9 protein-coding genes are annotated in these 15,979 nt (G+C 63.3%); 1 reads left to right on the plus strand and 8 read right to left on the minus strand.

Annotated elements, in window-relative coordinates; translation table 11 throughout:
• Window positions 1-125: 125 nt before the first annotated feature.
• Window positions 126-1,664, minus strand: coding sequence for a trimethylamine methyltransferase family protein (locus tag AC3EML_RS25075; RefSeq protein ID WP_352522044.1), 1,539 nt, complete (start codon window positions 1,662-1,664; stop codon window positions 126-128).
• Between the two features lie 217 nt (window positions 1,665-1,881).
• Between AC3EML_RS25075 and AC3EML_RS25080 the strand changes: the two genes are divergently transcribed.
• Window positions 1,882-2,472, plus strand: coding sequence for a transglycosylase SLT domain-containing protein (locus tag AC3EML_RS25080; RefSeq protein ID WP_352522043.1), 591 nt, complete (start codon window positions 1,882-1,884; stop codon window positions 2,470-2,472).
• 56 nt (window positions 2,473-2,528) lie between these two features.
• Here AC3EML_RS25080 and AC3EML_RS25085 read toward each other — a convergent pair whose 3' ends face one another.
• The 7 genes from AC3EML_RS25085 to AC3EML_RS25115 all read right to left on the minus strand — a co-directional run bounded on the left by AC3EML_RS25085 (window position 2,529) and on the right by AC3EML_RS25115 (window position 15,977).
• The gene (locus AC3EML_RS25085; protein ID WP_023682204.1) at window positions 2,529-2,966 is read right to left on the minus strand and encodes a TA system VapC family ribonuclease toxin; all 438 of its coding nucleotides are present in this window, start codon (window positions 2,964-2,966) and stop codon (window positions 2,529-2,531) included.
• On the minus strand, window positions 2,963-3,190 hold the full coding sequence (locus tag AC3EML_RS25090; protein ID WP_023668191.1) for a hypothetical protein: 228 nt from the start codon (window positions 3,188-3,190) through the stop codon (window positions 2,963-2,965). Before AC3EML_RS25090 ends, AC3EML_RS25085 begins: the two co-directional genes overlap by 4 nt.
• Before the next feature lie 142 nt (window positions 3,191-3,332).
• On the minus strand, window positions 3,333-5,549 hold the full coding sequence (locus AC3EML_RS25095; RefSeq protein WP_023668190.1) for a dipeptide ABC transporter ATP-binding protein: 2,217 nt from the start codon (window positions 5,547-5,549) through the stop codon (window positions 3,333-3,335).
• A 48-nt stretch (window positions 5,550-5,597) separates the two neighbouring features.
• On the minus strand, window positions 5,598-6,755 hold the full coding sequence (locus AC3EML_RS25100; RefSeq protein WP_352522042.1) for an ABC transporter permease: 1,158 nt from the start codon (window positions 6,753-6,755) through the stop codon (window positions 5,598-5,600).
• A gap of 13 nt (window positions 6,756-6,768) precedes the next feature.
• Entirely contained in the window at window positions 6,769-7,803 is a 1,035-nt protein-coding gene (locus tag AC3EML_RS25105; protein WP_023687977.1) for an ABC transporter permease, read from the minus strand.
• A 222-nt stretch (window positions 7,804-8,025) separates the two neighbouring features.
• Window positions 8,026-9,678, minus strand: coding sequence for an ABC transporter substrate-binding protein (locus AC3EML_RS25110; protein WP_023668187.1), 1,653 nt, complete (start codon window positions 9,676-9,678; stop codon window positions 8,026-8,028).
• A 251-nt stretch (window positions 9,679-9,929) separates the two neighbouring features.
• Complete coding sequence (locus AC3EML_RS25115; protein ID WP_352522041.1) at window positions 9,930-15,977, minus strand: translocation/assembly module TamB domain-containing protein; 6,048 nt, start codon at window positions 15,975-15,977, stop codon at window positions 9,930-9,932.
• Window positions 15,978-15,979 lie beyond the last annotated feature (2 nt).

The following is a 15,979-nucleotide window of genomic DNA, read 5'->3' on the forward strand; positions in this document are numbered from 1 at the left end:
GTCTGCATCGCCGCTTTCTTTTCAGCGTTGGTGATTGGCGAAGGAAGACGTGACAGCCAATCTCCCCCCTTGAGGGGGAGATGTCCGGCAGGACAGAGGGGGGCCGCGCGCCGACGCTGAAAAAGTCACGGCTCGCCCTGCCCGATCGCTTCCTTGCGCCTGGCCACATACGCCTCCAGCGCCTCGCGCACGGCGATATCCATCACCGGCTCGACATAGTCTTCCAGCGCCTTCTTCCACAGCCGGGTCGCGCGCGCCGTCGTGTCGAGGCCGCCGGCTTCCTGCCAGGCCTCGTAATTCTGCCAGTTGGACAGCATCGGCTGGTAGAAGGCGGTGGCATAGCGCTCCAGCGTGTGCGGTTCGCCGAAGAAATGGCCGCCGGTCGGCACCGCACCCAATGCCTCGACCGCAAGCTCGGCCTCATCGACGACGATCGGGCGCAAGAACTCCATCATGTGCTGGATCATCTCGACATCAATGATGAGCTTTTCGAACGATGCCGTCAGCCCGCCCTCCTGCCAGCCGGCGGCATGATAGACGAGGTTGCCGTGGCCGAGCACAGCGCCCCACAGCGCCATCAGCGTCTCGTAGGCGCCTTGCGCGTCCGCCGCATTCGACGCCGACCCCGGTGTCGTGCGGTAGGGCAGATTGTAGCGCCGCGCCAATTGCCCCGAGGCGATGTTGGCCTTGGTGTTCTCCGGCGTTCCGAAGGCCGGCGCGCCCGACTTCATGTCGACGTTGGAGGTGAAGGCGCCGTACATCACTGGCGCGCCGGGGCGCACCAGTTGCGTCAGCACCACGCCGAACAGCGCCTCGGCATTCTGCTGCGCCAGGGCGCCGGCGAGCGTCACCGGGCTCATCGCGCCCATCAGCGTGAACGGCGTCACCGCCACCGACTGGCCGAACTCGGCCATGGTCATCAGCCCTTCGGCCATCATCTCGTCGAAACGCCGCGGCGAGTTGACCGAGATGATGGTGGCAATGCCGGGATCATCGCGCATTTCGTCCAGCGTCAGCCCGCGCGCGATTGCCATCATCTCGATGCCGTCCAGCGCCCGGCCTCGTCCGATCGCCGAGACATGGAAGGATTTGTCGGTCAGCGTCAGATTGGTGAAATAGGTATCCATGTGCCTGGTGTTCGCCGGCAGTTCCACCGGCGCGCAGACCTGGTTGCCGAGCATGTGGATGCAGTTGAAATGCTGCGCCAGCCGGGTCAGATCGGCATAGTCGTGCAAGTTTCCAGCGCGCCGGCCGCGCTCCATGTCGTGCACATTGGGCGGCCCGGCGACGAGGGTGAAATTGATCGTGTTGCCGCCGAGATGAATGGTGTTGGCGGGGTTGCGCGGCGTCAGCCGGTAGCTGGACTGCGTGGTCTTCAGCGCCTCGGCGACAAGGCCCCGGTCGATGCGGACGTTCGCCGTTGCATGGTCGACCTTTGCGCCCGCCTTCTCGAACAGCGCCAGCGCCCGCTGAGACATCACCTCGATGCCGAAATTTTCCAGAATATGCATCGATGCCTGGTGGATCGTTTCGACCTGGTCGACTGAGAGCATCGCCATCGGCGGATAGGGATTGGTCACCCGCCGCAGTGGAAGTTGCGGGATGACGGCAGGCCCCCGGTTGCTGGTTCGCTCCGCGCCGCGCTTGCGTCTTGGTTCATTCATGCCTGGCATCAGAGCGCCGGCATCCGGAGATCGCTGTCAAAAATCCGCCCTTGGCGGGCGTGATTTTAGCGGAGGCGGCATTTTTGAATTGCGACGGAGATAAAGGCGACGCGAAAGGTCGGAATAATGATACAGGCCCGCTCAGCGCAGCCGGGCCGGCAAGCCGTTAAGAAACGCCGCAAGATTCCCTTTATGATTTCGGCCTATTCGTTTTCCAATGCGTAGTTCGAGTTTGAGTAAAATTGTAGCGGTTGGCGTGCTGCTGGCTTTGCCGGCCTGCGCGACGCCGCCCAACCATATCAACAATCTCTGCGCCGTCTTCGACCAGAACGACGGCTGGTTCGACAACTGGCAGTCGGCCGCCGAGCGCGCCTCGCAGAAATACGGCGTCCCCGTCCCCGTGCTGATGGCGACGGTGCGCAAGGAATCCGGTTTCAAGAGCAATGCCAGGCCGCCGCGTACCAAACTGCTCGGCTTCATTCCGTGGAAACATGTCTCGTCAGCCACTGGTTTCTCGCAGGCGCTCGACGGCACCTGGTCGCAATATCAGAGCGAAACCGGCAGCTGGGCGGCGAGGCGGACCAAGTTTGCCGATGCCGTCGATTTCGTCGGCTGGTATCATTCCAAGACATCAGACACGTTCGGCGTCGCCCGCAACGACACCTACAATCTCTATCTCGCCTACTATCTCGGCTGGACCGCCTACGGCCGCGGTAACCGTGGCGATGCCGGCGTGCAGGGCTATGCCAGGGCGACCGAAAAGATGGCCCGCGACTATGCCGAACAGCTGCAGCAATGCGGCAGCTGACGTTGCCAAGCGGTCTTGCAGCCACGCAGTTTGCGATCGAAGCGGAACTCAGCTATTCATTCGCTTGGGATCAGGTGGAGGATCGACCTCCCTCCCTTTACCGCTGCCGTCGACAGCTTTCGGTCAAACGTCGCCAATTGGCCGTCACGCGCCTTGGCGAGTCCCAACAGATAGCTATCCGTTACCTGTGCCGGGGTGAGGATCCTGGCTGCATCGATGTCGTTGGAACCGACAAGGCTGATCTCGTCAGGCCAGAACTGATGTCCTGAAAGGGCATGCAGCTTGCCGACAATCTGCGCCACCACGGCGGGCGAACCCGGAGAATTGGGGTATTTCGGGTTGCTTACAATCCTGATGACGCCATTCTCGGTAATGGGACATGTTGCCCATGATAAATGCCCGGTGGATTGGAACCACCGATGGGCATCTTCATGCGCGACGTGAGCCGGATCGATCAACGCAATCAACACATTGACGTCGAGCAGGAAGGTCACGGCAATTCGTCGCGAAGCGCATTGACCATTTCGAGATCGACCATCGGGCCGTCGGGCCGCGATGCAAGCAAGGGGATGCCGTTGCGTTCACCGCCGGTCGGGGGCCTGCGCAGTGAGCGGCGAGCCAGATCGGAAATGACGTCGCCAACGCTGCGATCCTGCTGTCGCGCCATGGCCTTGGCCGCAAGTAGGACATCGTCATCGATTGCAAGTGTGGTTCTCACAACATGCTCCCTACCGCGCATCAAACATCACGCATCACATAAAGCAATGGACAGCAATATTCAAGCGAACGTAGCTGTCGTTCCTTGAGCTATGGCGACGCTGCGGCAATGCGCCAACGAGCGGCATTGCCTCTATGGCTGGTCAGCTCGGCTTCTTGCCATGCGGGCGCTTCGGCGGTTCGCCGGCGAAACCGGGGCCGATCCCATCCGGTGCGTCTTCCGGCACGCCCTCATGCGCTGCGTGTTCCCTGTCGAACTTGATCACCGGCTCCATCGTCGCCAGCACATCGTCCGACAGCCAGCACAGGCTCATATGGCCATCGCCGAGATGCTTCACCGGCGGCACCTTGGTCTCGCACAGATTGTCCGGCACCAGCCTCTTGTAGCCGCAGCGCGTCTGGAACGGGCAGCCGCTCGGCGGGTTCATCGCCGACGGGATATCGCCTTCGAGCACGATGTGCCGTTTGACCACGCTGGTGTCGGCGATCGGGATCGCCGACAGAAGCGCCTCGGTGTAGGGGTGGTAGGGCGGCGCGAAGATCTGGTCGGTCGTACCCTGCTCGACGATGTAGCCGAGATACATGACGACGACCCGGTCGGCGATGTAGCGCACGACGGACAGATCGTGACTGATGAACAGCATCGTCGTCTTGTTCTTGCGCTGGATGTCCATCAGCAGCTCGGTCACCGCCGCCTGCACCGAGACGTCGAGTGCCGACACCGGCTCGTCGGCCACCACCACCTTGGCATCGCCGGCAAAGGCACGCGCCACGCCGATGCGCTGCTTCTGGCCGCCTGAGAGCTGACGCGGCTTGCGCGTCTCGAAGGCCCGCGGCAGCTTCACCAGGTCAAGCAGCTCCAGCATGCGCTTGCGCCGCTCGGCGACATTGTTGCCGACTTTGAATTTTTCCAGCGTGCGGATGATCTGCGAACCGACGGAGTGGCTGGGATTGAGCGTATCGAACGGGTTCTGGAACACCATCTGGATCGATGACACCGTTTCGACGCTGCGCTTCTCGATGCCCGTCGACTGGATCTCCTTGTTGCCCAGCGTCACTGTGCCGGCACTTGCCGTCTCCAGCCCGAGCAGGACCTTGGCCAGCGTCGACTTTCCACAGCCGGACTCGCCGACGATGGCGACGGTCTCGGATTCGCGCGCCATGAACGAGATCGTCTCATTGGCCTTGACGACGCGGCCTTCGCTGGAGCCGAACACTTCGCTGCCGCCGACCTTGTAGTATTTTCTCAAATCCTCGATCTTGAGCACCGGGGCGCCGGGCACGACCTTCTCATTGACCTTCTTGGCGCCGGGAGGCAGCGCTTCCCAGTCGATCTCGTTGAAGCGCACGCAGCGCGAGAAATGCCCTTCGTGACCGGCGACCTCGATCATCGGGATTTCGGCGGCGTTGCAGACGCCCTCGACGAAATGGTGGCAGCGCGGCCCGAAATTGCAGCCCTTGGGCCGCTCATGCGGCAGCGGCAACTGGCCGGGGATAGAGATCAGCGGCCGCGAATTCTTGTCGGCGCCCGGCAGCGGAATCGAGCGGAACAGCCCTTGCGTATAGGGGTGACGCATCCGGTCGAACACGTCCTTGATCTTGCCGGTCTCGACCGCTTCGCCCGAATACATCACCGTGATGCGGTCGCAGGTCTCGAGGATGAGGCCGAGATTGTGCGACACGAAGATCATCGACGTGCCGAACTTCTCGCCCAGCCCCTTGACCAGTTCGACGATGCCGGCCTCCACCGTCACGTCGAGCGCCGTCGTCGGCTCGTCGAGCAGAAGCAGCGCCGGTTTCGACAGCAGCGCCATGGCAATGACGATGCGCTGCTGCTGGCCACCGGACAGCTGGTGCGGATAGGAACGCATCATCCGTTCGGGATCGGGCAATCTCACCGAGCGCACCATTTCGAGCGCCCTTTTGTAAGCCTCTTCCTTCGACACCTTGTCGTGGATCAGCGGCACTTCCATCAATTGCTGGCCGACCTTCATCGCCGGATTGAGGCTCGCCATCGGCTCCTGGTAGATCATGGCGATCTTGTTGCCGCGGATGGAGCGCAACTCCTCGTCGGACAGCTCGCCCATGTCCTTGCCCTGGAACTTGATCTTGCCGCCGACGATCTTTCCGATGTTGGAGAGGTCGCGCATGATGCCGAGCGACACGGTCGACTTGCCGCAGCCGGACTCGCCGACGATGCCCATGGCTTCGCCCGGCATCACCGTGCAGGAAAAGTCCATGACGGCAGGGATCTCGCCCTTGCGGGTGAAGAAGGAGATCGACAGGTTCTCGATCTCGATGATCGGCGCAGCGCTTGGCCCAAGGGTCGGGTTGCCGGGATTTCGAACTGCCTCATTCATGGGTCGCTCCAATCCTATTTTTATGCTCGCGGGGCCGAAACCCGCAGATCAGTCTTTCATCGATTGTTCGCGCAGCGAGTCGGCAAGCAGGTTCAAGCCCAGCACGAACGACATCAGCGCGATTGTCGGCGGCAGCGCCGGGTGGATGAACGAGCGCAGCAGGCGGCTGGCGTCCTTGATCGCGGTGCCCCAATCCGGGCTCTCCGGCGCCAGGCCCAGCCCGAAATAGCCGAGCGTGCCGAGCAGGATCGTGGTGTAGCCGATGCGCAGGCAGGCATCGACGATCAGCGGTCCGCGCGCATTGGGCAGGATCTCCCACAGCATGATGTACCAGGGCGATTCACCGCGCGTCTGCGCCGCCGCCACATAGTCGCGCGTCTTGATGTCCATCACCAGGCCGCGCACGATGCGGAACACGCCGGGGCTGGAGGCGAACACCACCGCCACGAAGATGTTGAGCTGGTTGGGATCGATGTGGATGATCTTGAACGGATCGGCGTCGAACACCAGGCCGGCATAGACCCAGCCGCCGATGACCAGCGTCAGCCCGAGCAATATATAGAGGCGGTCCGGCCGGTTCTTGTAGCGGGTCCAGAACAGCACCGAAAAGAAGATGATCGGGAACAGGAAGAACAGCCCGGCCATGGCGTAGGGGATCGGCGTATCCATGATGCCCGGCGTCACCAGCAGGTAAAACAGCAGGATCACCGGGAAGGCCAGCACCAGATTGGCCAGGAAGGACAGCACAGTGTCGATCCGGCCGCCATAGTAGCCGGCGGGCAGACCGAGCGTGATGCCGACCATCAGCGCGAAACCGGTCGCAGCCGGTGCGATGATCAGCACGATCTGGCTGCCATAGACCATGCGCGAAAAGACATCGCGGGCGAGCTTGTCGCCGCCGAAATAGTAGATGAGTTTCGATACCGGCTCGAGCGCGCCCGGCAGCGCATCCTTCATGATCGGGACCTGGGCGAGCGGATCGAAGGGCGCGACGGTCGACGCGAAGATTGCCGTGAACAGCCAGAACAGGCAGATGCCGACACCGACTATGCCGACGCCGCTATCGAACAGCTGGCCGTAGAGGCCGAGCCTTTTCTTGTAGGTGAAGCTCGCCCCCATCACCAGGGCAAGCCCTAACCAGACCGGCCAGAAACGCCCAATCACGCCGAGCACGACATTGAAGGCACCGATATATTCGACCTGCATCTGCCCCAGCCCCCTATTGAACTCTGATACGCGGATTGAGGAACGCGTAGCCGACATCCGAGATGAGCTGCGTGATCAGCACGATGAACACCGAGACCAGTGAACAGCCAAGCAGCAGATCGATGTCGTTGTTGCCGGCGGCCTCGACCAGCGTGTAGCCAAAGCCCTGGTAGCGGAACATCACCTCGACGATGACGACGCCGGTAAGCAGCCAGGGAAATTGCAGCATGATGACGGTGAACGGCGCAATCAGCGCATTGCGCAGCGCGTGCTTGACGACGACGCTGCCGAAGGAAAGCCCTTTCAGCCGGGCGGTGCGGATATATTGCTGCGTCATCACCTCGACCATCGAGGCGCGTGTCATGCGGGCGATGTAGCCGATGCCGTAGATCGCCAGCGTCATCACCGGCAGGGTGAAATTGTAGAAGGTGATGCCCTGGCTTGCCGAGGCGGCCGAACCGTTGAGCCAGCCGAGCCAGGAGGCGAAGATGACGGTGAAGATGACGCCCGACACATATTCGGGCGTCGCCGTCGACGCGATCGATGCGACGGACAGTGTTCGGTCCGTTCGCGAGCCCTCGCGCATGCCGGCCAGGATGCCGATCAGCAGCGAAATCGGCACCATCACCAACAGCACGCAGAGCATCAGGATACCGGTGGCGGCGAGTGCGGGGAATAGCTTTGACGCAACGGTGGTTTTGAACTTGGTCGAGCAGCCGAAATCACCTTCCAGGATGCCGGAGAATTTCGGCTCCAGCGGTTCGTTGCAGAAGGAGAAACGCTGCGTCGGCTTGCCGGTCGCCGGATCGGTCACCGGTTGCTTCGGGACGACGCCCAGCCATTGGCCGTAGCGCACGAAGAAGTTCTGCCGGTAGCCATGGTTGACCAGCCAGCTTTCGAGCTGTTCGGCCGATGTGTGCATTTCGGTCTGGCTGATCGCCAGCTTCTTCAAATTCGGCTCGAGGTTGATCAGGAAGAAGACGATCATCGTCAGGCACAGCATCGTCAATGCCATGGTGCCGAGACGCCGGATTACGAAAGAAAGCATGGCGGTCCCCTGCCGGTCTGGTTGGGGTTGGAGCCAGTTCGAAAAACCAGCTTTGCCGTTGCCGGCAGAGTTGGCCGTCAAATCGGCACTCGGATGCAATCAACCCAGTTTTATTGAACGGTCTTTCAGGAGAGTCCGCAACTTTTGCTGCGGCGGCTTCCGGTTCTGGGCCATGCGAGGCGTGACGGGAAGGAGCGAAGTGCCCCTTCCCTGACGTTCCGATCACGCCTGGTCGAGCCAGACCTTGCCGTAGTCGCGCTCGAAGGTCGGATGCATCTTGTAATTCTGCACCGCCTTGACCGAGTGGCTGTAGAGCTTGCGCCAGTATGGCTGGATCATGATGCCGGAATCCTGCAGGATCTGCTCGATGTCCTTCATCATCTCCTTGCGCTTGGCCGCATCGGCAACGGCCAATGCTGCATTGAGCTTGGCATCCCATTCGGGGTTGGAATAGGCCGACTCGTTCCACGCCTCGCCGGTGCGGTAGCCGATCGCCAGAACCTGGACGCCGAGCGGGCGCATGTTCCAGTTGGTCATCGACAGCGGATACTTGGTCCAGTCGTTCCAGAACGTCGAGCCCGGCAGCACCGTGCGCTTTACCTTGAGGCCGGCGTCGCGCATCTGCGCGGCGATGGCGTCGCCGGTATTCTTGTGCCAGTCTTCGTCGACCGTTATCAGCTCATGCTCGAAGTCGGCCTGGCCGGCTTCCGCCATCAGCGCCTTGGCCTTGGCCGGATCGCGAGCGACTTTGGGCAGCTCGTAATATTCCGGGTGGATTTGGCAGACATGGTGGTTTTCAGCCACCGTGCCGGCATTTCCGTAGCCAAGCTGCAGAACGACATTGTTGTCGACCGCCAGTTGCAGCGCGTTACGCACCTTCTGATCGCCGTAAGGCTTGTTGTTGATGTTGGTGCGGCACACGATGGTCGACGCGGTGACGATTTCGGACTTGACCAGGTCCAGTCCGTCGAGGATCGACACATAGTCGGCCGAGGTCTCGAAATTGGTATGGACTTCGCCGGCCTCGAAGGCACTGACCATGGCTGCCGGATCGGTGCCGTAGTCGACGAATTCGATGCCGTCGAGGAACACCTCGCCGTCCCACCACTTGTTATCCTCGCGGCGCTTGTAGACCACCTTCTGGCCGACATCGTAGGAGACGAGCTCGAACGGACCGGTACCGATCGGGCAGGCTTTGAAGTCGCCGCCCTTCTCGTCGAAGCTCTTGTGGACGATGAGACCGGGATAATCGCACATGTTCGGAATGAGCGCGATGTCGGCCTTGCCGAGCTTCAGCTTGACGGTGTGGTCGTCAACCTTGGTCACGGCGCTTTCGTCGAGTTTGTCGTCCTTGACCAGCGTGCCGAGACGGCCAGGCATCGAATTGCCCTCGGCCTTCTTGTCGGCCCAGCGCTTGAGATTGAAGATGACGTCATCGGCGGTGAAGGCATCGCCATTCGACCAGGTCACACCCTTGCGCACATGCAGCGTGTACTCGGTGGCGTCGTCGTTGACCTCCCAGCTCTCCAGAAGGTACGGCCGGAACGTGTATTCGCTGGTGTACTTGACCAGCGGCTCAAGCGCCTGGCGCTCGGCATTGGCGATTTCCGACCAGTCGGCCTTGCGCGGATCCTTGGGATCCTTGACCCATTGCGCGACTTTAAGGATGCCACCCTTCTTGCCCTGCACCTCTTCGGCCCTGGCTTGGGTCGGCACGGCTACGCCGAGCATGCCGTAGGCCATCGCAGTCGACGCGCCGAACACGCTCGCCATGGCGAGGAACTCGCGGCGATCGACTTTGCCTGCCTTGGCTTCTTCGGCCATGGCCAGGATGTGATCGGGAACGCGATCGCCATTACTCTTGTAATTTGTCATACCTTAACTCCCATTGTTGGCTTTCCGCCTTTTAACATTCCGCATCCCTGCCGTGATGTCAAAGACGGCATGGCTACGGAACCTGTTAGGGAATGTGCAACTTTGAAAAGGGAGCGGTTCGCGTGATAACGACAGACTTGGCGCAAAAGTGCTAGCGCGCCCAGATTCCGCCGGAATCTGCTTAGGCGAGTATTGATACATTTGGGCGGGTTGAGACAGCGCCAGTTCCGGCGGCGGTAAGGGCCAGGAACTCAATATTCCTTTTCGTAGAATATGCCGCCCTTGGCCTCGCCGCCATCATTGGCCTCGCCGCGCAGCTTGACGCCGCGTCCGACATTGAGGTCGATCGTCGCCTTGCCCGACCCTGGCCTGTCGCCTTTCTGGATCGTCACATAGGTGCGGTCATTGAGGTACTTGCCCGCCGACACGGCGGTGCCGCCCTGGTCATCGGTGGTCACATCCAGGTCGTCGACGCCGATTGCACTGCGCAGGTTTTCGAGCAGCGAGGTCGAGCCGCCGACGCCGGCCAGTTGGCCGGCGGCCTCGGCCAGCTGCGCGATCTGCAGCGGCGACAGGTTCGACATAGAGCGGCCGAAAATCAGCTGCGCCAGCACCTCGTCCTCGGGCAGCGCCGGCACCGATGAGAAGTCGAATTTCGGATTGGTCGCTTCGCCCGAGACGACGATGGTGACGGTGGCGCTGGTCGTGGTCGATGTCGCGGTCAAGTTGAGGTAGGGCACCAGCGAGCCCGAAAAGCCGACCGTGCCTTCGGTAAAGGTCAGCCGTTTGCCGAGAATCGACAGCCGCCCACGCTGCAAGGTGAAGGTGCCGACCGCCTGCGGCGAAGCCGCCGGGCCGGTCAGCCTCAGCGAACCGCCGAACTCGGCATCGACGCCCCTGCCCTGGATGAAGATCTGGTTCGGCGCATTGACCGTGACGTCGAGGACAAGCCCACTGCCGCCACCACCGCTGGCCGCCGCCGGTCGCAAGGCCTTGTCCTGCGCCCGCACGGAGGCGGGCGCGTTCTTGTGCTTGACACCGAGCGCTGCCAGCGAGCCCGGCAGCTTATCGGGAACGGTGATGACGGTCTTGGCCAGATTGACGGTGCCCGAAATCACCGGCGCCGAGGTGAGCGGCCCCTTGATGGTCAGGTCGCCGCCGAGATTGGCTGTCACCACCCTGCCGTCGGTATAGCGGCCGTCAACCAGCTTGATAGACAAATCGGCTGGGAAACCTTGCGCCGGATTGATGCCGAGGGTGCCGGAGGCCGACAGGCTGCCGCGTGTCGACAGCGTGCCGGTCAGCCGGTTGATCCGGGCAACGCCGTTGCCGATCGAAATGTCGGCGGCAATGTCGTTGACGGCAAGGCCGGAGCGCGCGTCGACCAGGCGGGCGCCCGACGTGCTGACCGTGCCGCCGATCACCGGCGACGCCGCCGGGCCGCGCATCTGGATATTGACGTTGGCGGTGCCGCTGAGCGACAGGCCTTGCGCCGCAAGCTTGGCGGCCAGGAAGGAAAATGGCACCTTGCCGTTGAAGTCGAGCACCAGCGCTGGTGTGCCGGCCGTCGTCACCGTACCGCCGCCCTTGAGGCCAAGCCCGGCGCCGTCGCTGATGTCGGCGTTGAAGGTGAGCTTCTTGCCGGCAAATGTTCCCGACGAAGAGATATTCATGCCGCCAAGACCGGCGCTGCGCGTCTGCGAGGTCTGCACCCCGCCGGCATCGATATCGAAGGCGACAGCCGGATTGCCCAACGCGCCCGTCACCTTCACAGTCCCTGAAATCGAACCGGCGGCCTGGAGGCCCGGCGAAAAACTGTTGGCCAGCGAAGCCGGCACCTTCGACAGCGCGGCACTGATGTCGAGTGCCTGCCCGACCTTGCCGGTCACCGTCGCCGTGCCGCCACCGAGATTGAGCACCAGCTTGTCCAGCGTCGTTGTGCCGTTGGCGATGCTGACGGTCGAGGCCTGGGCGATGGCCGCCTTGATGCCCTGCACCGTGGCCTGGCCGGAAGCGAGTTCGATGGTGGTGGTGCCGCCAGCCACCTTTATCCTGCCCGCAGCCTTCGCCGGAATGCCCTTGACGGTGGCGCCGCCGGAAAACCCGGTCCAGTCGCCGTCGCGCTTCAAATCGACATCGATGCCGCTGATGGCGGTGCCGCCGGAAATGACGCTGTCGGCGCGAATTTTGCCCGAGATGACCGGCGCGGCGAGATAGTTGGCGACCAGCGCATCGATCGACACCGTCTTCGCCTGCAGGTCGCCGCGCGTAATCGAAGCGGTCGCAGCCTTGACGGCGACGTTCGGGCCATCCGCGGTCTTTGAGAAGGCGATGGTGCCGCGCACGTCGCCTTCGGCCTTTTCCAGCGCCAGCGCCGCCAGGGGCCCGATATCCGGCAGGTCGAGCGCGATGGTGCCGACCGGCACGAAAGCCTCGTCGAGCGCAAGGTCGCCGGAAATCTTGTTCTTGCCGAGCGACAGCAGCAGGCCGTTGATGGCGCTCTTGCCGTCCGCCGTCGCCAGCACCGCGCTGCCTTGCAGCGCCTGCCCAGCAACATTGCCGGTCAGTTGCACATTGGCCGCCGGATTGGCGGCATCGGCCTTGCCGGTGGCGGTCAGCTTCAACCCGGTGATTTCGCGTTCCGCCACGAGAAGCCGGTCGCTGCTGACCGTCAGCGACAGATCCGGGGCCAGGCTGGGCCCCTGCGCGTTGAGTGCAAAGCTGATCGCGCCTTTGGCATCTTTCGACAACAGCGAGATGTCGGCCAGTGCACCCTTGATATTTGCGCTAAGCTTGTTGTCGGCGAGGCTGGCCTGACCGTCCGCGGTCAGTGCGCTCGACGCCAGTCTGACCGGATTGGCGCTGACATTGCCATTGGCATCCCGCTTCAGCGTGGCGCTGAGCTGCGTGCGCTCTGCCAGCACGCTGCGCGCCGCCGCCGGCAACGCCGCCGACAGCACGTCGGCGTTGAGGTTGAGGTCGATTGCTCCATCGGCAAAGCCGACACGGCCATTGAAGGCGCTGCCCAGCGCATCGCCCTGCACCGAGCCGCTGTCGATGGTGATCGCATCGGCCGCCAGGCTGCCCGCAACCTTGGCGGTGATTTTGCCGGCGATCAGCGGTGCGATGGTCGGATTGTCCAGACCTATCTTGTCCGCCGTCACCGTGCCCGAGATCGGACCGGTGCGGCTTCTCACATCGAACGCGTCGGAATGCAGCGCCAGCGCGATGCCTTCGACCTTGGTGAAATTCGTTGCCACCGACGGCAACACCGCCGAGATATCGAGCTTGGCTTGCGCAGCCTGCCCCGCCGCCTTCACGGAAAGCGCCTGCAGTTCGAGCTTGATCGGGCCTTCCATGCTGCCGAACGCCAGCGGCAGGCTCGGGCCGGAAGAGGTCAGGTCGAGCGCGAAGTCGCTGGCGCCGTTCGGGTTGATGGTGCCGGCCGCATTGCCGGAGATTTTTTGGCCCGACAGCGTCGCCTGATCCAGCACGACGCCGCCGGCCGTCGAATAGCTGCCGGCCGCATCGACATCGAGCGGTCCGAGCCCGGCCTGACGGGTCTGGCTGGTCTCGGCGCCGGCCAGTTTTGCATTAAAGCGAATGTCGGGATTTGCTGACGGCCCGGTGATTTGCGCCGTGCCGTCGAGCGTGCCCGCGGCATCGAGGCCGGGCGAAAAGCCATTGGCAAGCGCAGCCGGCAGCGCCGAGAAGGTCGCCGCCAGATCGAGCGTCTGGCCCACCGTGCCCGACAGCGTCACCGAGCCGCCGCCGAGATCGACTACCAGCCTTTGAATGTTGGTTATGCCATCGGCAATGGTCAGGCTCGACGGCTCGGCGATCGCCACCTTGATGCCGCGCACCGTCGCCTCGCCGGACGCGATCTCGACGCTGGTCGCGCCCCCGGCAATCTTCGCCCGCCCGGCAGCTGTCGCCGGAATGCCTGATATGGTTGCGCCGCCGGTGAAATTCGTCCAGTCGCCGTCACGCTTGAGGTCGACGCCGATGCCACTGACGACGGTCGTTCCCGAGGTCACGCTCTCGGCCTTGATCGTGCCGGAGATCGCAGGGCTGTTGAGATAGTTGGCGATCAGTGCGCTGACGGTGACTGCCTTGGCTGCCACATCACCGCGCGCGATCGACACGCTGGCTGCATTGATGGTGACAGTGGGAGCCTCGCCGTCTTTGGCGAACACCACGGTGCCGCCGATATCGCCGGCCGCCGTCTGCCCGGCCAGCGACGCCAGCGGCGCGATATCGGGGGCGGAGATCGTCAGCGTCCCCAGCGGCAGGAATTTTTCATCGAGCGTGAGGTCGCCCGACACCTTGTTGTCGCCCAGCGCTACGCTGAGCCCCTTGATGGAGCGCTTGCCATCGCTCGTCACCAGCGCCGCCTTGATGGCGAGCGGCTGTTCGTCGACCGCGCCGGTCAGCGAGACATCTGCGGCCGGGCTCACAATGTCGGCCTTGCCCGATGCGGTCAGCTTGATGTCCTTGACGGTGCGGCCGGAGGCCGTCAGGCTGGCACTGTCGGCCGAAACCGAGAAATCCGGTGCGTTGCGCGCGCCGCTTGCCGTCAGCGCGAAATCGACCCCGCCGGCGATCGGCACGCCGACCAGCGAAGACAGCACCGAGACGTCGCCGAGCTTGCCCTTGATGTCGGCCTGGATATCGCTGCCTTGCGCGCTGGCGGTGCCGCTGGCGCTCAGCGAACCGGAAGTGAGTTCGATCGAGTTGGCGGCGAAAGAGCCCTGCGGATCGCGCGTCGCGGTCGCCGAGAATTTGACCCGTTCGCCAAGCAGTGAACTGATCTGCGGCGGCAGCGCCGTCGACACCGCATCGGCATTCATCTTGAGCGTCATGGCGAGGTCGGCCAGCGCCACCTTGGCCGTCAGCCCGGCATTGAGCGCATCGCTGCGCAGCGTACCCTCATCGAGCGAGATCTCATCCTTGCTGATCGAGCCGGAAAGAGAGGCCGTCAGCTTGCCGGTGACCAGCGGGGCCAGCGTCGCGACGTCGGTCTTCAGCCCGGCCGCCGCCAGCGACACGCTGACCGGGCCGCTGCGGTTCTCGATGTCGAAACCGTCGGAATGGATCCGCGCATGGAGATTGTTCACCTGAGAACCGCCCGCAACCACCGAGACGAGCGAAGCGCTGGCGTCAATCATCGGCGCCTTGCCGTCACCGAAGGCGCGCGCGGTCACATTGTTGATGGCCACCATGATCGGCTGCGCCTGGGTACCGGCATTGACCGTGACCGGCTTGGCTTTGACCACGAGTTCGACCGAAAGGTCGCTGGCGCCGTTGGGGTCGACCATGCCGGCAGCGGTACCATGAACTGCGTCGCTCTCGATCGCAGCGCGCTCGATGTCGACGCCGCCGGCCGCGGTCGCGGTGCCGGCTAGGTCGAAGCTGGTCTTGCCGGCAAACAGCGACTTGAACCGTTCCGGCAGGAAGCCTTCGAACGAACCGTCGCCCTTGGCCTCGATCCGGTTGCCCTTGTCGGTGAGCTGGTGCCGGCCGGTGAGCTGGGTAACGATCTGACCGTCGACCATGAAGGTGCCGATGCCGCTCCAGTTGGCCAGCGGCCCGGTGCCCGAGACGACGATGTTGACCGGCGGCGCGCCGGGTAGCTTGAGCAGGTTGGCGATGATGCCGCCGGCCGGCTCGGAAGCCTTGAGATCGAGGTCGAGCTTGTTTTCATCCGGCGCGAAGTGGATGTTGGCGTCGACATTGCCTTGCTTGCCGTCATGGCGGGTAACGTTGAGCACCGTCTGGATCGCCAGTGGCGACGCATCGACCTTGGCCGATCCCTTGGCCGCAAGTTCGGCAATGCCGCTGCCGGCAAGTTGCTGGCCGAGCGCGATCTCCGGCAAATCGATCGCTCTGATATCAAGCGAAACCGGCAGGCCGCCCGACCCGCTCTTGCTCGGCTCGGTGCTCGCCACAGGCAGCCGTGCCAATTCTATCCGTTCGGCCGCTATGCGGTCGGCGCTGAAATTCTTCGACAGCAGCGCCAGCGGCGACCAGTCGATGGCCACCTTGCGGGCCACCAGCCAGGCGCCCTCGCGGTCTTCCAGCACGACATGGTCGACCGTCAGCGCGCCGGACCAGATACCGTTAATGCCGCTGACCGTGACTTTGCTGTCCCTTGACGAGGCCATGTCAGAGATGATGCCGGCGAGATTTTCGCGGCCGCGCTCGGTCTTGGTCAGCACGACCAGCGCGCCGATGCCCGCCGCCGCCACGATCAGCAGCGTGTAGAAAAACAGGCGAAGGATGCGTTTCAAAATCTTCATCG

The sequence above is a fragment of the Mesorhizobium sp. P170090 genome, from assembly GCF_057786115.1.